Below are 21676 nucleotides of genomic sequence, written 5' to 3' on the forward strand. Positions count from 1 at the left end.
ACTCCCGAAAAAGCGGAAATTTTGAAGATGACCGCGCAATATAAGGATGTATTCGCCGAACTCGGTCAAAATGAGGACTATACGTATCCGTCAGCTCCTATAGCAGATCGTCGCATCGACTATGTTTTCACTTCCAAAGATGTAAAGATTCAATCCGCGGAAGTCATTACAACGGATGCTTCCGATCACTTGCCGATTACGGCCGAACTTACGCTGACAAGAAAATGACTGTTCCAAAATTATGCGAGCCGAAATAGGTAATACCGGATAATACTATTGATTGCCATTATTTAATGGGTAGTTATGATATTATGCCATTTGGAACTGGCTTAATCTTAGTCTTGATCATCGCTCTCATTATTTTCGGTCCATCCAAACTACCCGATCTCGGCCGCGCATTCGGACGCACGCTAAGTGAATTCAAATCGGCTAGCCGCGAGTTGGTGTCGGGCGGAGACAAGGAAGAAGACAAGTCCGACAAACAGCAAGGCGCACCTGTCCGCGGACAATAAGTAAACCTTCAAAAATCCGCGGAAAATGGAAAAAAGCAGATCCTGATGCAGGATCTGCTTCTATCATATCGGTAAACATTAAGGCATCGTCACCAGCGCGTCAATTTGCTTCAAACCGGGCGTGCCCTTTTCCATCAGGAAGGAAGCGCGGGTGATTATAGCCCTGTACTTCCGCTATTGCCGGCGCACGTCCGCTACCTCAGATCCATCTTCTCACAGCCGATTTATAATTCTCGTAGTCAACGCCAAACTTTTTTTGCAGCATTTTTTCTTCAAACTCAATATACCATCGGTCCGTTACAGCAACGAATAGGGCCAAGATAATAAACGGCGAAGCGGCTCCCAACATGAAGCATACACCGAGCAATGAAATCGCAAATCCGAGATACATCGGGTTTCTGCTGTACCTGTATAATCCATCTACGACAAGCTTATCAGGTTCCTTAAATGTATGAATATTGGTTTGAACGCTTCGAAACTTTCCCGACCCCCACATCGTTACCGTGAGTCCGGTAATCACCAAAGGCAAACCCAGGAAACTATAGGGTGGTCGCAGCAAAAAATGAATCGGCCATAGCTTCTGTAAAAGCATCATCCCAAACAGACATATAAGGAATAGTATCGGCGGCAATAGGTACAATTTCCGGTTCGTACTTTCCTTCACGGACTGATATGGATTGAAGAAAGTTGCATATAGAAGTCGCAAGTTCAACGTCACGATATCCAGCCTCCTGCAATGCTCCAAGGCCAAAAGAAATAAACAGCGGTTGACTTTCCGGACAACGAACATCGGGTTCTAATGCATGGCCCAGCCCGCCATCAGAATTTTGGTAAGCACGTACAACATGACCCACAGAAACGGGAGATGCGCCTTCAAAATGAACCTCAAAAAGTCTGCGTTCCAATAATCGGGCATGAGTAAGGATGAACTCACGTGCTTTTACCAGAGTTTCTTTCATAAACAAACTTTTACCCCTTTCATCCAAATGACAAGAAATTAAATTCTGAACGGTAGTTTATAACCGCTTCAAGTAAACTTTAGGACATATAGCATATTCGTGACTCAGTGCCAAGTCCCCTTTTCTCGAAGGGTCAATTTGTTCTTCAGCGCCGTTACTAAAAAGCCGATTTTGTAATGACCGCCGAACTGCTTGAAATACGGAAGGGGCTTTTGCTTTCCGAAAGAAAAGCCCCCTTGTCCCCCCCAATGTTGGCATAGTTTCAAATCAAGGAATCGATCATGCACATTTCCATGTAATCGTATGATCGTGCCTTCTGCCGAAAATAATAGGCCGTATCTTTTAAGCCGAATTTCACGTTACTTACTTGAAGGAAAAAATTTGGTGTAATGGAAAGCGTGGAGAGCGGAATATGAGAGTTCTGATTATCGGAGGAACAAAATTTATCGGCCCACATGTTGTCAAACAACTGACTGAAATGGGTCATCATGATATCACACTGTTCCATCGCGGACAGACAACATGTGAACTGCCCCCAAATGTGCAGCACATCTACGGTGACAAGAAACACTTGGAGCAGTTTAAGGACGATTTTAAGAAATTATCGCCGGATGTTGTCGTTGATCTGATTGCGTTCACTGAAGATGATTCCAGGATGGTCATACACACTCTTAAAGGAATCACCGATCGTCTAATCACCATCAGCAGTCAAGATGTATACCGTGCTTTTGGCATTGTGACGAAAGCGGAAAACGGACCGTTAGAGCCTGTGCCAATAACCGAAGCTTCTTCTTTGAGAGTAAACCGGTTCCCGTATCAAGACCCCTCCAAAGACCCAAATGATTGGTGCAACAAGTACGACAAAATATTGGTTGAAGATATCGTAATGAACTCCCCTCATATTCAGGGAACGATATTGCGCCTGCCGGCGGTATACGGGCCTAACGATCAGCAACACAGACTATGTAAATACCTTAAATTGAAGCATATCAGCGATCAACGGCCTTTTATCTTGATTGATGAAAAATTCTCCAATTGGGTTTGGACTCATAGTTATGTAGAAAATGTAGCCTATGCCATCGCATTAGCCATGACAAATCCAAGATCAATCGGACGCATTTATAACGTAGGCGATCCGCAATCCCGTTCAATGCTTGACTTTATTCATGAGATTGGGAGCCTCCAGAATTGGAAGGGACAAATTATTGTTGCCCCCGAAGGACGTCTGCCCGTAGACATGACGATGCCGCTTGAAATGGAACAACAAATGCTTGTTGATTCGAGACTCATTCGCGAAGAATTGGGTTTTTCTGAAATGGTTCCGTTTAAGGATGGATTAAAAGCCACTATAGAATGGGAACTCGCGAACAAACCGAGCGAAACATTTGATTATGCCAAGGAGGATCAAATCATTCGCGAACTGCAACTGTCGTAGCGCACATAAATTAGAATTTCTCGCAAATTAAAGTATAATTCAAGAAAATGAAGAGGAAATAGAGGTGTCTCGTCAAGAAATCGGATGATATTGTGATCGGGATAGACGGCGGAGGTACCAGTACTCGCGTAGTGGTCAGCGATCTGTCCGGAAACGTGCTTGCCTATGCGGAAAAAGGTCCCGCGTCCATTTACAAAGACTCATCTGCCAAACAAAATGTACAAGACGCTATCGTAGAAGCGATAGAGAAGGCAGGCAAATGTTACGATCAGGTCCAAGGAATTGTAGCCGGAATTGCCGGATACGATGCGCCATCCGATCTGGATTGGATTAAACCTTTGACCGACGTTCCCGGAATATCTTGCTGAGGAAGACCGTCAGATTCGCGACAAAATATTCGGCGAGTTTGCACCGTCTGTGACGGAGGCTGCGGTACAAGGGAGTTCGGTTGCTGCACGGGTTTGTGACCGGGCCATAACTCAGATCAAAGTCGGCATTGAGCTCCTGGCCCACTCCTTTTCAAGCGAAACTGTAGATGTGACGTTTATTGGCAGCGTGATCAACAGTCCTTATTTCCATAAGCATCTAAGCGAACAACTTGGGGAATAATAGGCGCTATAACGTGGTTGAACCAAAGCTCCCCCCTGTCGCAGGGGCGATATTGTTGGCGATGACTCGAATGAATATTTCGATCGACGAAGACATTATCCGAAACCTGCACTTGAACATAAGGGAACTACAAGCTCTTATTTGACCGAAAATCACCACCGTCAAAAAAATAGCGGAACTGGAGTCCTTAATTTGAGTGAATTCAGAGAAAACTCCCCGGAATTCCGCCAATACGACCCTGTAGTTCCGCTATTTTCGACGACAAACCCGAATATGCCAAATAAGGCCTTGCACTTCCGCTAAAATCGCTCGCGCCGAGCGCCGGGTGACAACTGCAATCGCCTAGGCCGGGTACGAGCGCCGGCAGATCACCTGCGTGCCGGCGCACGGACGTGACCGCCGCCGAATCACCTGCGCGCAGACACCCGTCCCGGCGCACTACCCTTCACCGCTTCCAGTACCTGCTCGATATGCCCTTTCAGCCTCACCTTCCGCCACTCCCTAACCAACCGCCCTTCCTCGTCGATAAGGAATGTGGAGCGCTCGACGCCCATGTACTCTCTGCCGAACATTTTCTTCAACGCCCACACTCCGAACAACTCGCAAACTTTCCGCTCTGTGTCTGCCAACAGCAAGAATGGAAGCTCGTACTTGGCAATAAACTTGCCGTGCGACTTCACGTCGTCGGGCGAGATGCCGACAATCAAAGCGTTATGCTTCGCGAACTCGGCGTTGTAATCCCGAAACAAACAAGATTGTTCCGTGCACGTCGGCGTCATGTCCTGCGGGTAGAAGTAGATGACGACCTTCTTGCCGCGGTGATCACTAAGCGTGAAATCCGTCCCGTCCGAGGCGGGCAGCGTGAAATCCGGCACGACCCGCCCTATTTTCACTTTTACCTTTGCCTTAGGCATTTCCCGTCAACCCCCTCTAAGATGTCAAAAGTCCCCATGTAGTTAGTATGGACAATATTCCACACTTATCTACGACCCCGCCCCGCGGTACCGGCGGACGCCGTAATTCCAAAGCATCACGCCAAGCGTGAGGAACACCGCCCCGACTACGGGCGTCAACAGCGCCATCCATTGAAGCGCCTCCGCTTCGAGGAAGAAAGCAGCCGGATAGAAGCCGACAAAGGCGAACGGGATGATCCACTTCAACACGAATTGCAAAATTTTATTGTAAATGTTGATCGGATACCGCCCGTAGCTTTGAATGTTCCACATAAGCGGCAATATTCCCGTCGGCGCATCCGTGAAGAACGATAACGACGTGAGAGCGATGTAGATGCCTCCGTAAATCGCCACCGATCCGAGCACAAGCAGCACAAACACGAGCGGGTCCCACCAGTCCAGTTCCACCCCAAGCGACGGCCAACTGTACGCCATGATGGCGAATCCGATTACGGCGCTCGACAACGACGAAGGATCCATGTTCTCGAGCAGCAGTTGCGCTAAATTATGAAAAGGCCTCGTCAACACGCGGTCCATTTCTCCCTTGACGATATAACGCTCCGTGAACCCCCATAAGTTGAAAACGGCCGCAAACACGCCCCATGGCACCATGAAATACCCGTACACGAATATAATTTGTTCCCTCGTCCATCCGCCAAGTTCGTCCGTATGCTGAAAAATAACGACAATAAACAGCAAATTCATCGTGAGGAACAACAGATCCGAAAACATTTCCACCCAGAAATTTGACCGGTATTCGAGCCGCGTCTTCAAATAGGTCTTAAAATAATCGATAAAAATGCCCAGCGTATACATCAAATCAACCTCCCTGAACAAACAGCCGCTGCCGCGCCCGAATCCACAGCCACATCATCGGCCCGATCAATACAAGGAACCAAATTACTTGCACGCCTAACGCTTGGATGGCGGCTTCTCCCGTCACCCTGCCGGTGAATACCGACGACGGCAAATACGTGATCGCTTGGAAAGGCAGCCACTCCAGCGTCCTCTCCGCCCAACCGGGGAAGAAGGACAACGGGATGATCAGCCCGGAAAACAAGTCGACGGCCACCCGCTTCATCCGCATGAGCCCCTCGCTACTTTCGATGAAGAAAGCCGCAAGTCCGATCAATATATTGATCTGCGAATTAATAAGGAAGCTAAACAGCAGCATCACCATAAACAACCCCCATAACGGCACGTCCTTCGGAAGCGTCACGGGAAACAGCAGCGAAGCGATAATCATGCCGGGGGTGGAGAACATAAGCAAGCGGAAGATCCCTTCGCCCAACCCCTGCATCATCTTCACCACAATATATTGGTAAGGACGAATAAATTGTATTGCGACGCTGCCGTCGCGAATTTCGTTCGAAATCTCGCGGTCGAGGTTGTTGAAATAGAACGCCCGAGCCATCCAAGCTACCGCGATATAAGTCGACATCTGCGCCGCGGTGAATCCGCCGAGCTCCGGTTTGCCGGCATAAATGGCGTTCCACACGAAATAATAAGCGCCGATATTGATCGCGTAAATCGCAATTCCGCTGTAGTAGTTGACCCGATAGGCAAGCATCATGAGAAATCGAATGCGAATAAGTTCCAAATAAGCCGAAGCCATCGTTACGCCCCCGCCCCTTGCGCCGCCGGTTCCCGCTCGCCGTCCGCTTCCGCCGCAACCTTTTTCTCCGCAGAACCGGTTTTATAAATTTCACGCACGATTTCGTCGGTGTTCGTTTCAAATATCTTGATATCGCGGATGTTCACCGCGCCAACGATTCGGGCGAGCGTATCGGATACGTTCGCTCCTCGGGGCAAATGCGCCTTCGCTTCATATTCGTTCTCCGTTGTCCACGCGACGTCCAGCCCTTCGGTTAATTGCTCAAGCCTCGCGGCGCTCATCGCCTCTCCGAATTGGAATGCGATTTCCTTGCCGCGGCCCCATGTGTCCTTCAGCTCCTGCAGTCCGCCGTCGTATATGATGTTACCGTCGTCGAGCATAATGACGCGGGAGCATAGCGCCTCGATATCCTGCAAATCGTGCGTGGTGAGCAGGATCGTCGTGCCGTATCTTTCGTTTAGCGTCTTCAGAAACTCGCGGATCTCCGTCTTCACCACGATGTCCAGACCGATCGTAGGCTCGTCGAGGAACAGGATGGAAGGATTATGAATGAGCGCGGCGGCGAGCTCGCAGCGCATCCGTTGCCCGAGCGACAGCTTGCGGACGGGCCGGTTCAACAAGTCTTGGAGCTGCAAGCGCTCTACGAGCTCATCCAGCCGCTCCCTGTAGTCGGCTTCTGAAACGCGGTACACTTTCCTCAGCAGATTGAACGACTCGATGACGCCGATATCCCACCAAAGCTGGCTGCGCTGCCCGAAGACGACGCCGATGCCCCGGACGAACGTTTCCCTCTCTTTAAAGGGTATATAACCGTTCACTTCGATGCTGCCCGACGTCGGGACGAGGATGCCTGTCAGCATTTTGATCGTTGTCGATTTGCCGGCGCCGTTTTCGCCTATGTAACCGCAAATTTCTCCTTTCGGAATTTGAAACGTAATGTCGTTCACTGCCGTCACGTGGCGGTATTCGCGGTTGAACAGATCGCGAAACGCGCCTTTCAGCCCCTCTCGGCTCTTTGGCACGGTAAACTCTTTGCGCAGACGCTCAACATTTATTGCAAGCATTTCAGCTTCCTCCCCGAAAAAAAATCGTTGCTTTTCTTGATGCCGTTAACCATTGCCCTTATAATAAACGGATAGTCTGATGATAATGATACCATCACCCCCTATCGGAGGAAAGTTACCATGTTCAGGTTAAAAACGGCGATGCTGGCGCTGGTCGTCCTTGCAGTCGGCGTCGTCGGCTATTATGGGTATTCATTTTACGATTTTGCCAACGATCATCCCGACGATTCCCGGTTCAAGAAGTTTGATCCAGGTTCTGGCGGCGCGGGTGCCGCCGATACCGTCAATTATCCGCCTCCTAAGTGGGAAGGAACGGAGCGCGTCAATATTTTGCTGCTTGGCGGCGATTCCCGCGGTTTGGAAGAGAATGAAATTCCGCGGTCGGACACGATCATGGTCGCTTCGATCGATCCCGTGACGAAGAAGGCGCATCTGTTCTCGGTTCTTCGCGACACGTACGTGAAAATCCCGGGACACGGGTCGGACCGGGTCAATTCGGCGATCGTGCTCGGCGGTCCGAGGCTTGCGATGAAGACCGTCGGCGAGCTGATGGGCCTCGACATCCAGTATTATGTGTACACCGATTTCGAAGGCTTCGTAAAGCTGATCGACGAGATCGGCGGCATCGATTTCGAAGTCGAGAAGGACATGAATTACACGAGCCGCGCGGACGGGCCCGAATACGACATTCATCTGAAAAAAGGATTCCAGCATATGGACGGAAAGACGGCGTTAGCGTATGTGCGTTTCCGGCACGACGCGTTGAGCGATTTTTCGCGGACGGAACGGCAGCGGAAATTTTTGACGGCTGTCGCGCAGAAGATGCAATCGACGTATTCGCTGGTGCGTCTGCCGAACATATTAAGAGCCATCGACCCGTACATCGAGAGTAACATGACGGTGACGGAGATGGTGAAGCTCGCCTCGCTTGGATTTGAGGCGAAGGCGCAGCAGGTAGCGGGCGTGCAAATTCCGCCGTCGAACTTGCTGCGGGAGGTGCAGCGCGGAGGCGCGTCCGTGTTGGACGTGGACGACGACCGGCTGCGGGAATTCATTCAAGAAGAGTTCACTCGTGTGCCGGAGACGCCGGATCCCGCGAATGCGGCGGATTCGGGCGGTTCCTCCAGCGCGGCGGGTGCGGAAGCGCACTCGCAAGATAGTACAGCGAAAGGTGGTCAGGGGTAGGTACCCTGCCGCCTTTTTTTGTTTGTTTTGGTGCTTGTGATGGCGTGTGAAGGGAAGTGACTTCAATATCGATTTACTTCGGATCCGTAACCGGAGTTTCTCCGGTTAGAGGGCTTCGCTGCTACGATGTTCGCATCCGTAACCGGAGTTTCTCCGGTTAGAGGGCTTCGCTGCTACGATGTTCGCATCCGTAACCGGAGTTTCTCCGGTTAGAGGGCTTCGCTGCTACGATTTTCGCATCCGTAACCGGAGTTTCTCCGGTTAGAGGGCCTCGTGACTGCGATTTTCGTATCCGTAACCGGAGTTTCTCCGGTTAGAAGGCTTCGCTGCTGCGATTTTCACATCCGTAACCGGAGTTTCTCCGGTTAGAGGGCTTCGCTGCTACGATTTTCGCATCCGTAACCGGAGTTTCTCCGGTTAGAGGGCTTCGCGACTGCGATTTTCGTATCCGTAACCGGAGTTTCTCCGGTTAGAAGGCTTCGCTGCTGCGATTTTCACATCCGTAACCGGAGTTTCTCCGGTTAGAGGGCTTCGCTGCTACGATTTTCGCATCCGTAACCGGAGTTTCTCCGGTTAGAGGGCTTCGCGACTGCGATTTTCGTATCCGTAACCGGAGTTTCTCCGGTTAGAAGGCTTCGCTGCTGCGATTTTCACATCCGTAACCGGAGTTTCTCCGGTTAGAGGGCTTCGCTGCTACGATTTTCGCATCCGTAACCGGAGTTTCTCCGGTTAGAGGGCTTCGCGACTGCGATTTAAGCGTTCGTAACCGGAGTTACTCCGGTTAGAGGGCTTCGCTGCTACGATTTTCGGATCCGTAACCGGAGTTTCTCCGGTTAGAAGGCTTCGCGGCTGGATTGCCCGCAACTCTGGACTCATGAAAGGTCGCCAAGATCTGAATATCAAATGTCCACAATTAATCGAACCGGATCTCGCAGCCCTTCTCGGCGGATTCGTATATGCCGCACAGAATCTTCATCATCTCCAGGCCGTCCTCCACCGGGCTGAGCGTTTCTTTCCGGCCGAAACAGCTGTCGACGAAGAAGTCGATCTCATTTTGGAACCCGCCTGCAAAATCAAACGAAGGATGATCGACCTGAGGGGCAACGTTCAAAATCGTATCGTGCTTCTCGGAGACGATGAACAGCTCGGGTTCGATTTCCGCCCCGCCCTTCTCGCCGTAAACTTTGACGGATATTTCATCCTTCTTGGCGTGAAGCGTGAAGCTGACATCCACCATTAGCGAGGCTCCGTTCTCGAAACGGATCAGCGCGTTGGCGAGGTCCTCCACCGAATTTTTGCTTGCATCGTAATCGGCGGCTTTATAGAATGACAAGTTTTCGATATTCGAGCGGTTGCCCAACTGACGGTACGTGTTCCCGCTTACCGACTTCACTTTCGGCTTCCCCATCAAATACCAACACAAATCGATAACGTGCACGCCAAGATCGATAAGGGGCCCGCCGCCGGAGCGCTCTTTATCCGAGAACCATCCGCCCGGATTGCCCAGCCTGCGCAAGCAGGACGCCTTTGCGTAATAAATTTCGCCCAAATCACCCGCATCGATGAACCGTTTCAACACATTCGTATTGGAAGCGTACCTTCTTACGAAGCCGACTTGCAGCACCTTCCCGCTCTTTCTTACGGCTTGTTGTACGCGTTCGGCCTCCTCCACCGTCTTGCAAAGCGGTTTCTCCACAAGCACATGCTTGCCCGCTTCCACGGCGGCGATGCTGATTTCCGCATGGGAGTTGTTCCATGTGCAGATGCTTACAGCATCGATCTTCGGGTCAGCCAGCAGTTTCCGGTAATCCGTATACACCTTCTCGGCGCCGTATTTTTTAGCCTTCACTTCCGCCCTCGCTTCATTTAAATCACAAACCGCGTAAATCACAGCTTCCTGATTTTTCGCGTAAGCGTCAAGATGAACGTCCGAAATTGAGCCTGCCCCGATGATGCCGATATGTAACTTTGACATGTTGCCGACTCCTCCTTATTTCAAGAAATCCCGCTGCGACTTTCAGAATATTCCCCATCAGCGATAAGGCATTTTGCAATACTTATTTGCTAAATGGTCCCTGGCCAAAAATCAGCATAAGGCACTTTCGGGTACTTATTTAGTCGCATCGACGTGTAATCTGCTCCTTTTCCACTGAAATAAGTACCTTAGAATCCCCTATGTTGCCGCGAGCTTGATAAATCGCAAGAAATAAGTACCTCAAAATGACTTATTGTGCAAACTTATATATTCTAGAGTTATAATAGTATAATTACATAATTTCTTATGTACTTCTAGAGTGGAGGCAGCTTTTCAAAAATGAACACGAACAACTCACAGCGACTGTATCAAGAAGCTCTTCAGCATATAGTTGGCGGAGTGAATTCTCCTTCCCGCTCGTTCAAAGCGGTCGGCGGCGGTGCGCCGGTATTCATGAAGCGCGGGCAAGGCGCATACTTTTGGGATGCGGACGGCAACCGGTACGTCGATTATCTTGCCGCATACGGTCCGATTATTCTCGGTCACGCTCACCCCGCAGTGACGGAAGCCATTCGGCAAGCCGCGGAGAACGGAATATTATACGGAACGCCGACCGAGCTGGAAATACAATTTGCCAAACTGTTGAAGGAGGCTATTCCGTCACTCGATAAGGTCCGGTTCGTCAATTCCGGCACGGAAGCCGTCATGACGACGATTCGGGTGGCCAGAGCCTATACCGGACGCACCAAAGTTATCAAGTTCGCCGGATGCTATCACGGCCATTCGGATTTGGTGCTCGTCGCTGCAGGTTCGGGACCGTCAACCCTCGGGGTGCCGGACAGCGCGGGAATACCGCAAGGCATTGCGGAATCCGTCATCACGGTTCCGTTCAACGACCTGCCGGCATTGCAAGCGGCGCTCGAGCGTTGGGGGCCGGAGACTGCCGCGGTTATGGTCGAGCCGATTGTCGGCAACTTCGGCATTGTGCCGCCTAAACCCGGATTCCTCGAAGGTTTATGCCGAATGGCCCGCAGCGCCGGCGCGCTAGTTATCTACGACGAAGTGATAACGGCGTTCCGCTTTCACTGGGGCGCGGCATCGACTTTCGAGCCTGCCGGTGACGTCTCGCTCATTCAGCCGGACTTGACGGCGCTCGGCAAAATCATCGGAGGCGGCCTCCCGATCGGCGCTTACGGCGGGCGGGCGGATATCATGGAGCAGGTTGCCCCGCTCGGCCCCGCTTATCAAGCGGGCACTCACGCAGGCAACCCGTTGTCCGTTTCCGCAGGCATCGCCTGCATCACCGAGCTCCGGCGACCCGGCATCTACGATCGCCTTGACACGCTCTCAGCCGCTCTTGCCGTCGGCCTGTCGGAATCCGCCGCCGCACGGGGCGTTCCGCTCACGGTAAACCGGATTCGCGGAGCGTTCTCGACGCATTTCTGCGATCACGCGGTCACCAACTACGAAGAGGCGCAAGCCGCGGACAGCGAACGGTTCGCCCGCTTCTTCCGGTCGATGCTTCGTCAAGGTGTTTGCCTTGCCCCTTCCAAATACGAGGCTTGGTTCCTAACGACCGCGCACACGGAGGAAGACATCGATTTCACGCTGGAGGCTGCGAAAAATGCCTATTCGGCACTTTAAGGCGTTAATTAGTGAAAAAAAATCATTATTCACTCCTATAAATAATTTTATGCATTGTAAAAACGCTTACATCGCTATTTGAGAGCATTTGTTTATTGTCGGCATGTCATTTTCATGTTATCCTATATGTACTTTTACCTACCGGCGTATGTATCCGATTTGCCTTCAATTTTCGCGGCTTCCTCCGTGATTTTCCATGCGCCTCCTTCGCGTTTTTCGTCTGCCGCCCCGCCGTTACCGTGAATCGACTTTCACAATGTTGCAATGTAACTTCCCGCCAAACAAGCGCTTCTATTCAGCGCATTTGCATATTTATGCACCCCCATTTCAATTTTATAGGAGGTGAGGGTCAGACTTCTGACCGTTCGCATGAATCAAGCGATGAAGAATGAAGGTTTATTTCAAAACCTATTGACACAAGAGCACGACAGCTGCGGAATTATTTGCATTATCGAGAAGAACGGACATCCGTCCAGAGATAATGTGCAAAAAACAATCGACGCCCTCGTAAAGATGGAGCACCGCTCCGGGTTTATAGACGGCGAAGGCGACGGTTGCGGCATATTGACCGATATTCCCCGCGCGTTGTGGCAGAAGAAACTGGAGAAAGCCGGCATGGACGGCCAATTGGCGTATGACGAACGTTTCTCCGTCGCTCATATTTTTGTGCCTCGCAAATTGGACTTGTCGGTTGCGGATATGCAGGCGGGTATGCGGGAGTTATTCAATCAATACGGTGTAACGATCGTGCTCGAACAAGAAGACGGGGTGAACAGCTCCGCTCTCGGCCCGAACGGCCGTAACGACGAGCCGACGTTCTGGCAGGTGGCCGGTCTTTGCGGGAAGGAAGGCGTGAACATCGCCGATCATCTTTTTGAGCTGCACATTGCCATCGAAAGCAAGTACAACGTGCATGTCGCTTCTTTAAGCAATGTGACCGCGGCGTATAAAGTGATGGGATCGGCGAGCATTTTGCCGAAATATTTCAAGGATACGCAAGACAGCGCGTTTGCGGCGCAGGTGACGATCGGCCACAACCGTTATTCGACCAACACGTTGTCGAACTTCTTCCGCGTGCAGCCGTTCTCCTTGCTCGGCCATAACGGCGAGATCAACACGATCAAGAAGATGCGCTACGAAGCGGAAATGATCGGAGTGCCGCTCGTTGACGGAGGCAGCGACTCGCAGGACATGAACCGGACGATCGAAACGTTCATTCATCGATTCGGATTTTCGTTGTTCGAAGCGATGGAACTCGTATTCCCTCCGATTCATAACGAAATGAAGGGCTTCCGCCCCGAGCTTCAGGACTTATATGTTTACTATCGCCAAATTTGGGGCCATTATGCGCAAGGACCGGCAGGCATCGTTTCGCGCTACGGCAACGAATGCGTATTCAGCGTCGACGCGCTCGGCCTGCGTCCGTTGTGGATGGTGGAAAGCGAAACGTCCCTTTACTTCTCGTCCGAGCAAGGCATCATTACGGTCGGCGAAATGGTTGCCGATCCGAAGTCGATCGCACCTGGTGAGAAGATCGGCGTCGTGTTGACGCGCGGCGAGCACATTCAAGTGATTCCTTACGAGCGGTTGCAATCGGTCGTCCTTGAACGGGCGAATAGCCGTGCCGATTTCTCGGGCATGCGCAAGCACCTGTTCTATCAGAACGAATTCCCGGCGGCTGCCCCCAATGCCGACGTTGAAGTGACGGACGCTCTCTATTCTGCAGCAGGTTGGGACCGCGAAGGCATCCAAATGATCGAATCGATGGCTGAAACCGGCGCCGAGCCGATCCGTTCGCTCGGTCACGACGGTCCGCTTGCCGCGATTCATTGGGAACGCCAAAACATCGCCGACTTCATTAAAGAAAGCGTCGCCGTCGTAACGAACCCTGCGATCGACCGCGACCGCGAGCAGGAGCATTTCTCCACGCGCACCGTGCTCGGTCCCCGCGCGACGATTTACGGCGTAGTGGACGGGCGGCTGCGCATGGAGCTGCCTGCGCCGATGATCCTGGAAGGCTCGAACGGAGCCGGCTCCCTGGAAGCGATCGGACAACCGTCGCTCGAGCAAGTCATCGCGGCGTTCAAAGCGTCCGGTGAAGGAACTGTTGCCGTACTGCCGGTTTCGTTCGCGCGCGGCGCGTCTCTCAAAGCGTCGTTGGACGCTCTCGCGGAGCAAGCTATTGCCGCCGTTCGCGGAGGCGCTACTCTCGTTGTGCTCGACGACTCGGAAGCGAACAGCGGCGACAAGCTGTGGATGGATCCGCACCTTGCGGTTTCCCGCGTCGATATCGCTTTGAAGTCCATAACGCTTGGAGACGGCGACAACCTTCGCCGCCAAGCGAGCATCGTGCTTCGCTCCGCGGGTGTCCGCAGCCTGCACGACATCGCGGTTGCATGCGGCTTGGGCGCTGATCTCATTTCCCCGTACGCCCTGTTCGCTACGGCAGCGGCGAAGAACGGCGCGGAAACCGCGCAGAAAGTGTTCGTCGCCCTGCAGAAAGGGTTGGAGAAAGTCATCTCCACCATCGGAACGCATGAAGTGCGCGGCTATACGCGGTTCTTCTCCTCCATCGGGCTGCATCCCGAAGTGGCGGAAGTGCTCGATATCGTTAACTATTTAGGCAGCGAAACGGGCGGTACAGGATTTGACAAGCTGGAAAAGGACGCCGAAGCCCGTTACGAGGACTATAACAATAACCCGAAGGCGAAAGCGGCGAAGAACTTCCACTTCTTCCAGCGCATGTGGAAAGCGTTGAACGAAGCGGCCGCCGGCACGGCGCCGTATTCGGATTACCGCGACAAGCTTCGCGAAGAAGAGAAGAGAAATCCGATCTCCATTCGCCACGTGGCCGACTTCAACTACGACAAGTCGTTGTCCGAGGGCCGGAAATCTCTGAGCCCATCCGACGTCGACATCTCCGTAGGCGATCACGACTTGCCGATGCTCATTTCGTCCATGTCGTTCGGCTCGCAGAACGAAACCGCGTTCCGCGCCTATGCGGAAGCCGGCGAGCGCTTGAACATGGTGACGATGAACGGCGAGGGCGGAGAAATTAAAGATATGCTAGGCCGCTATAAGCGGACACGCGGCGCTCAGGTGGCGTCCGGACGTTTCGGCGTCAACGTCGAGCTTGCGAACGCGGTTGCGTTCCTTGAAATCAAGATCGGCCAAGGCGCGAAGCCGGGCGAAGGCGGTCACCTGCCGGGCTCGAAGGTTACGGCGAAGATCGCGGAAGCGAGGAACGCCACCATCGGCTCCGACTTGATTTCGCCATCGAACAATCATGACATCTATTCCATCGAAGATCTCGCGCAAATCATCAGCGAGTTAAAAGAAGCAAGCAATCACCAAGCGAAAGTGATCGTGAAGGTGCCGGTTGTTCCGGGTATCGGCACGATCGCCGTGGGCGTCGCGAAGGCTGGCGCGGACGTCATTACGTTGTCCGGCTTCGACGGCGGCACCGGTGCGGCTCGTATCCACTCCCTGCAGCACGTAGGCTTGCCGACGGAAATCGGCACGAAGCTTGCGCACGTTGCTCTGATTGAAGCGGGTCTGCGCCACAAAGTGGAAATTTGGTCGGACGGCGGCTTGAAATCCGGCGCCGACGTTGTAAAGATGATGATGCTCGGCGCGAACCGCTGCGGATTCGGTTCCATCTCGATGCAAGCGATCGGTTGTACGACTTGCCGCGGCTGCCATCTCGACACTTGTCACGTCGGCATCGCCACGCAAATCGACTCCATGGAAGAAGCGGAAGAGAAAGGCCTTCGCCGTTTCGTGCCTCGCGTGTACGATACTGCGGTCGACTCGCTTGTGCGCCTCTTCTCCGGAATCGGCGAAGAAGTGCGCGAGGTCGTCGCTGCGCTCGGCTTCAAGAACGCCCAAGATCTCGTCGGCCGTTCGGATTTGCTGCAGCAAGTGGCATGCCTTGACCAAATCGATTTGACTGCGATTCTCCGACCGGCGCCGCTGCAATTTATCGCATCTTCGTCGGCGGCTGCGGAAGCGGCCGTCGCTTCGGCGGAGCCGGTGCTCGCCGCTGTCGGCGCGGAAGGCATGTATCCGAGCAGCTTGAGCTTCGACGCGCCGATCCATCATCGCTGGAGCAAGGTAAGCGCCGAAACCCGCATTATCGGATCGCGCTTCTCTTCGAACCGCGTACGCGACCGTTTCAACGGCAAGTACGATTCATTGCCGGGTATCTCCCTCGAACTGACGGACGGTTCCGTTCCGGGTAACGGTCTCGCGGCATTCAACGCGCGCGGCGTGAACATCACCGTTCACGGCGGCGCGGAGGACGGCGTCGGAAAGATGTCCTTCGGCGGTAAAGTCGCGATTCTGAAGGCGCCTAGCAAGCACAAAGAGTTCATCAACGGCTCCGTGGGCAAATCGTTCGCATACGGTGCGCAGAAGGGAACGTTCATCGTTCAAGGCAACGCCGATTCCCGCGCGTGCATACGGCTTTCCGGCGCAGACGTCATCTTCGGCGGCGAGCTTGGCGGACCGGTTCGCGACGAGCTTGGCAATATCGCCGGACGCGCGAACTTGAAAGGCTTCGCCTTCGAATACATGACGAACGGCCGCGCCGTCGTCATGGGCGATCCGGGCCCGTGGATTTGCGCGGGTATGACCGGCGGAGTGGTATATCAGCGCATCCAGCCGGAGCTCGGTCTCGACGAAGCGGCGATTATCCGCCGCATCGCGAAGGGCGCGAAGGTGAACATCACCAAGCTTGGAGAGAAGAGCCGCGCGGATTTGACCGAGCTGCTCACGCTCTACCGCGACGAACTGGCGAAATCGGGCCAGGACGGTGCGGCGGCGAAAGTGTCGAAGCTTCTGGAAAACCTCGACGCGAACTTCGTACGCATCTCCCCTGTGACGATGCAAGCCGACCAATCGGTTGCTACGGAGTAAAGATTTCAATACGAAAATCCCCTGCCAGCAAAATTGCTTGCAGGGGATTTTTGTTTTTGTCAACCTACAGTTACAAATCTGTTCAATATTGCAGTATCGCAATGGGAAAATTGGACAAGTGGACCCTATCAACTTGTCTGCAGGGATGCGTCAAGAAGTTTGTGTAAGCAAGTAGAATTATCCATCGGGACGATGGGTAGCGTGCCGCGTACTCCGCCTCTTGTTCCACTCCGGCACAACTCGGTTCATTCGTGAACCAACGTGTTTCGCTGTGGAACTAGCGTGCCGCGTACTCCGCTTCTTGTTCCACTCCGGCACAACGTGGCTCATTCGTGAGCTACCGTGTTTCACTGTGGAACTAGCGTGCCGCGTACTCCGCTTCTTGTTCCACTCCGGCACAACGTGGCTCATTCGTGAGCTACCGTGTTTCACTGTGGAACTAGCGTGCCGCGTACTCCGCTTCTTGTTCCACTCCGGCACAACGTGGCTCATTCGTGAGCTACCGTGTTTCACTGTGGAACTAGCGTGCCGCGTACTCCGCTTCTTGTTCCACTCCGGCACAACGTGGCTCATTCGTGAGCTACCGTGTTTCACTGTGGAACTAGCGTGCCGCGTACTCCGCTTCTTGTTCCACTCCGGCACAACGTGGCTCATTCGTGAGCTACCGTGTTTCACTGTGGAACTAGCGTGCCGCGTACTCCGCTTCTTGTTCCACTCCGGCACAACGTGGCTCATTCGTGAGCTACCGTGTTTCACTGTGGAACTAGCGTGCCGCGTACTCCGCTTCTTGTTCCACTCCGGCACAACGTGGCTCATTCGTGAGCTACCGTGTTTCACTGTGGAACTAGCGTGCCGCGTACTCCGCTTCTTGTTCCACTCCGGCACAACGTGGCTCATTCGTGAGCTACCGTGTTTCACTGTGGAACTAGCGTGCCGCGTACTCCGCTTCTTGTTCCACTCCGGCACAACGTGGCTCATTCGTGAGCTACCGTGTTTCACTGTGGAACTAGCGTGCCGCGTACTCCGCTTCTTGTTCCACTCCGGCACAACGTGGCTCATTCGTGAGCTACCGTGTTTCACTGTGGAACTAGCGTGCCGCGTACTCCGCTTCTTGTTCCACTCCGGCACAACGTGGCTCATTCGTGAGCTACCGTGTTTCACTGTGGAACTAGCGTGCCGCGTACTCCGCTTCTTGTTCCACTCCGGCACAACGTAGGTCATTCGTGAACCAACGTGTTTCATTGTGGAACTAGCGTGCCGCGTACTCAGCCTCTGGTCAAACCAGAGTTCCGCTAACCATTCTGCCTCCCACGGCTGCAAGCCCCGCATCACTTGCTGTTCCGGTTCCGGTAAAGCAAATAGATAAAGAACGGCGCTCCGACCGCGGAAGTTAACACCCCTACGGGAATATCATGCGGCATAAACAGCGTTCTCGCCGCCAAATCCGCCAACAGCACCGTCAGACCGCCGATCAGCGCGGAAACGGGCAGCACCCCGCCAAACACGGGACCTACCATCTTCCGAGCCATATGCGGCGCGATCAGCCCGACGAACGCGACTCCACCGGCCACCGCCACAGCAGATCCCGCAAGCGCCACGCTGATAAAGAGCAAAATAAAGCGATGCCGCTGCACACTGCTCCCGACCCCTTGCGCAATATCATCGCCCAACTGCTGGACGTTTACGTTACGCGCGTATATTAATGCAAAGGGGATCAGCACAATAGTCCACGGCAGTATCGTCAACACATTTTCCCAAGAAGAACCGTAAACCGTCCCCGTCAACCAAATGTAAGATTGGCTGGTTTTATACATCGGACTCGTTACGAGCATAATGGTAGTTAGCGCATCGATCAGCAAGTCCACGCCGATGCCGATCAGCACTAGCCGAACCGGCGTAACGCCTTGCTTCCAAGCCAGCACATAAATTATGAGCGAGATAGCCCATGCGCCAAGCGTCGCCGCCAACGGAAGCCAATGGATGCTTACTTGCCCCGACAAATAACTGATAAATGCGACCGCCGCAACGGAGGCTCCCGCAGTTATCCCGATCACGTCGGGTGACGCCAAAGGATTTCTTATCACGCCCTGCAAGATAGCGCCCGATACAGCAAGTGAGACGCCGACCAAGAACGCGACGACAATCCGGGGAAGCCGCAGCGTATTAATGACGATGTCGTGTTCTTCCGCACCCTTGCCGAATATCGTCTTCACGACATCCGGAGGAGATATCGCCATATCGCCCAACCCCGCGCTCGCAACGAGCGCCGCGATCGAAGCGACGGCCAGCATCAGGGTAACCGACACTGTCTTCTTATGAAGCAAAGCCGAGATACGCAAACTTTTCAGACGAAAAGGGTAGTACTGCTTCTTCACTTCGCAAACCCCTTTCGCGCGATATAAATAAAGAACGGAGTTCCGATGACCGCCGTCATCACGCCGACCGGCAGCTCCTCCGGCATTATGATGAATCGTGCGGCAATGTCGGCGAGCAGCAGCAGCACGGCCCCGATCAAAGCGCAGTAAGGCACCATCCAACGAAAATCGTTCCCTGCAAAATAACGCGCGATATGAGGAACGACAAGGCCGATAAACCCGATCGGCCCCGCAACGGCGACCGAGCTCCCGGCTAATACCACAAAGACGATCCCGCACAATATTTTCACCACTGCCGTACGCTGCCCGAGCCCCTTCGCCGTATCCTCGCCCATCATCAGTACGTTAATATGTCTCGCCAAAATGAACGCCCCTACCCAACAGACGACCATATATGGGACTGCGAGACGAAGCATCTCCATCGATCTTCCCGCCACGGAACCCGTCAACCAAAACAGCACTTCTTCGAGCCCCTTCTCGTTGATTACCAGCATACCCTGAGTGAACGACGAGAATAAAGCCGTCATCGCGGCTCCGGCTAAGACGATTTTAAGCGGCGTCAACCCGTCCTGCCCGAGCGACCCCAGCACATATACTGCAGCAGACGCGATTGCCGCCCCCGCGAAAGCAAACAGCATCAAGTGTGTCATGGACGAGACGGAAAATACGGTTACCGCGGCAACGACAAAACAAGCGGCGCCCGCATTGACGCCGAGAATGCCCGGAGAAGCCATAGGGTTTCTCGTCAGCGCCTGCATGACCGCTCCGGCGATCGCCAGACTCGCTCCGATAGCAGCGGCAATGAACGCTCTCGGAACGCGCGTCGTTTGGACGATGATATGTTCATTGGAGCTTTCATCATAATGAAAGAATGAATCCACGGCGCCGGCGAAGCTGATCTTTGTTTGTCCAAGCACGATGCTTACGCCTAAAGTTAAGATTAATATGCAAATCCCTGCGATTATACCCGCGCTTTTGTAAAGAGATTTCGGCAAAACGCTGCTCACCGTACTTTCTGACATTATAAAAGAATGAGCGGAAAACGCCCATTCTTTTATGCCGGTTTGATACTTTATTTCGGTCTATTCCAAATCGAAGTAGAAGAACAAATCGTCCAGCATCATCTTGGCCGCTCTCGCGCCGCCGGACATATTCCAGGTGATGTCGTTTACATCGTAGAACTTGGCGTTCTTTACGCCTTTGAGATTTTTCCAAAGCGGGCTGGACGTCCAGTCCTCGGCCGTCTTGAACCCTTCATTGTTGCCCCAGCTCGAAGTAATGTCGAATATTACGTCACCGTCAAGCATCGGGATTTGTTCTTTGGAGCTCAGATCGACTACCACTTTGCCCTCGACCTGCTGCGCTTTCGGACGGGACAATCCGACCTCTTCGAGAATGGTGCCTGCAAACCCGCTTACGTATATCCGCGCAATTCCATCCGGTTGGAAGCGGATGACGGACACTTCCGTGCTCTTCGCTTTGCTGCCCATCTTTTGCTTAAACTCCGCGACGCGGGCATTCCAATCTTGCAAAAATTGATTCGCGTTCTCTTCCTTATTCAAAGCGACGCCGGCCAATTTAATATGCTCTTTCCAGTCAAACACGCTTTCCGTCATGATCGTCGGCGCGATTTTCGACAGTTGGCCGTAAATTTTCTCGTGGCGAAGCTTCGAGCCGATAATGAGATCCGGTTTAAGCGCTACGATCGCTTCGATATTCGGCTGCGTTTCAGCGCCTAAGTTTTTGACTCCGGTCATTTCCGATCTTATGTAGTGGTACCACGGTTTTTCAACCCAAGACTCAACCGCTCCGACCGGCTTGACGCCTAGCGTTAAGGCGATGTCGACCATTCCGTTGAAAAGTACGACGACACGCTCCGGAGCTCCGTTCAACGTCACTGTGCCCATTTCGTGCTTTATCGTCTTTTTGCTTTCAATGGCTACGGTCTTGGATGTCCCGTTCCACGATACCCAAAGTCCGAGCGACTCGCTGATGAAACGCAATGGAACAAGCGTGCGGCCGTTTTTCGTTATCGGCGCTGCATCGAGAGTAACGCTTTTCCCGTTAACCGCCGCTGTTTTCGATCCGATCGTCAGGACCGCCGTTTTGGTGCCTTTCGTCACTGTAACTTTATCGCTCGCATCGTCCCAGCTTACTTTGGCGCCGATTTCTTCCGCCAGCTTCCGGTAAGGAACGAAGGTGCGGCCGTTAATAACTTGAGGATTTTCATCGAATGAAAGCGTTGTTCCGTCCTTCACCACTTTAATGCTTGAAGCGGCTGCGGATGTAACCGGAAAGATCCCCAAAGCAAGAGCCATAACTAACAGTACTGATAAAAACCGAAACTTGGAAGACATAACAACTTGTTGCTCCTTTCGCAATTGCGAGTATTTAACTGATAACGATTCTCATTATCATAATAATGGGCGATCA

16 protein-coding genes and 1 pseudogene are annotated in these 21676 nt (G+C 53.1%); 7 read left to right on the forward strand and 10 right to left on the reverse strand.

The window, feature by feature from the left end; genetic code table 11:
* Positions 1–228: pseudogene (locus tag JET16_RS28690) on the forward strand (endonuclease/exonuclease/phosphatase family protein); the annotation flags it as partial.
* An 83-nt stretch (positions 229–311) separates the two neighbouring features.
* Positions 312–512, forward strand: coding sequence for a twin-arginine translocase TatA/TatE family subunit (gene tatA / locus JET16_RS28695; protein WP_199624555.1), 201 nt, complete (start codon positions 312–314; stop codon positions 510–512).
* Positions 513–711: 199 nt separating this feature from the next.
* Here tatA and JET16_RS28700 read toward each other — a convergent pair whose 3' ends face one another.
* Both JET16_RS28700 and JET16_RS28705 read right to left on the reverse strand, forming a co-directional pair.
* Positions 712–1107 carry a methyltransferase family protein gene (locus JET16_RS28700; RefSeq protein WP_325176799.1) on the reverse strand — a complete coding sequence of 132 codons (396 nt, stop codon included), beginning with the start codon at positions 1105–1107 and terminating at the stop codon, positions 712–714.
* Positions 1052–1471: a hypothetical protein gene (locus JET16_RS28705; protein WP_199624558.1), complete on the reverse strand. Its 420-nt coding sequence runs from the start codon at positions 1469–1471 to the stop codon at positions 1052–1054. Before JET16_RS28705 ends, JET16_RS28700 begins: the two co-directional genes overlap by 56 nt.
* Before the next feature lie 412 nt (positions 1472–1883).
* On the opposite strand from JET16_RS28705, the gene JET16_RS28710 reads away from it, so the two are divergent.
* On the forward strand, positions 1884–2906 hold the full coding sequence (locus JET16_RS28710; protein WP_199624560.1) for an NAD-dependent epimerase/dehydratase family protein: 1023 nt from the start codon (positions 1884–1886) through the stop codon (positions 2904–2906).
* A 92-nt stretch (positions 2907–2998) separates the two neighbouring features.
* A complete protein-coding gene (locus tag JET16_RS30420; protein WP_325176800.1) occupies positions 2999–3274 on the forward strand; it encodes a BadF/BadG/BcrA/BcrD ATPase family protein in 276 nt (91 codons plus the stop codon).
* A gap of 648 nt (positions 3275–3922) precedes the next feature.
* Here the strand turns inward: JET16_RS30420 and bcp are convergent.
* The 4 genes from bcp to JET16_RS28735 form a co-directional block, all read right to left on the reverse strand.
* Positions 3923–4429 carry a thioredoxin-dependent thiol peroxidase gene (gene bcp / locus JET16_RS28720; protein WP_199624561.1) on the reverse strand — a complete coding sequence of 169 codons (507 nt, stop codon included), beginning with the start codon at positions 4427–4429 and terminating at the stop codon, positions 3923–3925.
* A 69-nt stretch (positions 4430–4498) separates the two neighbouring features.
* Positions 4499–5284 (reverse strand): ABC transporter permease, encoded by a 786-nt coding sequence (locus tag JET16_RS28725; protein ID WP_407673220.1) that lies wholly within the window; start codon positions 5282–5284, stop codon positions 4499–4501.
* A 4-nt stretch (positions 5285–5288) separates the two neighbouring features.
* Positions 5289–6083: an ABC transporter permease gene (locus JET16_RS28730; protein WP_199624574.1), complete on the reverse strand. Its 795-nt coding sequence runs from the start codon at positions 6081–6083 to the stop codon at positions 5289–5291.
* A 2-nt stretch (positions 6084–6085) separates the two neighbouring features.
* Positions 6086–7147 (reverse strand): ABC transporter ATP-binding protein, encoded by a 1062-nt coding sequence (locus JET16_RS28735; protein WP_199624576.1) that lies wholly within the window; start codon positions 7145–7147, stop codon positions 6086–6088.
* Between the two features lie 120 nt (positions 7148–7267).
* Between JET16_RS28735 and JET16_RS28740 the strand changes: the two genes are divergently transcribed.
* Positions 7268–8332, forward strand: a complete 1065-nt coding sequence (locus JET16_RS28740; protein WP_199624578.1) for an LCP family protein — start codon at positions 7268–7270, stop codon at positions 8330–8332.
* 913 nt (positions 8333–9245) lie between these two features.
* Here the strand turns inward: JET16_RS28740 and JET16_RS28745 are convergent.
* On the reverse strand, positions 9246–10307 hold the full coding sequence (locus JET16_RS28745; RefSeq protein WP_199624580.1) for a Gfo/Idh/MocA family protein: 1062 nt from the start codon (positions 10305–10307) through the stop codon (positions 9246–9248).
* A gap of 339 nt (positions 10308–10646) precedes the next feature.
* Here JET16_RS28745 and JET16_RS28750 point away from each other — a divergent pair, with 339 nt between their 5' ends.
* Positions 10647–11951: a glutamate-1-semialdehyde 2,1-aminomutase gene (locus JET16_RS28750; RefSeq protein WP_199624581.1), complete on the forward strand. Its 1305-nt coding sequence runs from the start codon at positions 10647–10649 to the stop codon at positions 11949–11951.
* Between the two features lie 381 nt (positions 11952–12332).
* Positions 12333–16868: a glutamate synthase-related protein gene (locus JET16_RS28755; protein WP_199624582.1), complete on the forward strand. Its 4536-nt coding sequence runs from the start codon at positions 12333–12335 to the stop codon at positions 16866–16868.
* Between the two features lie 1328 nt (positions 16869–18196).
* On the opposite strand, the gene JET16_RS28760 is transcribed toward JET16_RS28755, so the two are convergent.
* Genes JET16_RS28760 through JET16_RS28770 form a run of 3 tightly spaced genes read right to left on the reverse strand, consistent with a single transcriptional unit; the run spans position 18197 to position 21600 of the window.
* Positions 18197–19243 (reverse strand): FecCD family ABC transporter permease, encoded by a 1047-nt coding sequence (locus JET16_RS28760; protein WP_325176801.1) that lies wholly within the window; start codon positions 19241–19243, stop codon positions 18197–18199.
* The gene (locus JET16_RS28765; protein WP_199624583.1) at positions 19240–20265 is read right to left on the reverse strand and encodes a FecCD family ABC transporter permease; all 1026 of its coding nucleotides are present in this window, start codon (positions 20263–20265) and stop codon (positions 19240–19242) included. Before JET16_RS28765 ends, JET16_RS28760 begins: the two co-directional genes overlap by 4 nt.
* 60 nt (positions 20266–20325) lie before the next feature.
* On the reverse strand, positions 20326–21600 hold the full coding sequence (locus JET16_RS28770) for a stalk domain-containing protein (RefSeq protein ID WP_199624585.1): 1275 nt from the start codon (positions 21598–21600) through the stop codon (positions 20326–20328).
* Between the last annotated feature and the right edge of the window lie 76 nt (positions 21601–21676).

The organism is Paenibacillus alkalitolerans (assembly GCF_016482785.1).
Taxonomy (GTDB): Bacteria; Bacillota; Bacilli; order Paenibacillales; family YIM-B00363; genus Paenibacillus_AE; species Paenibacillus_AE alkalitolerans.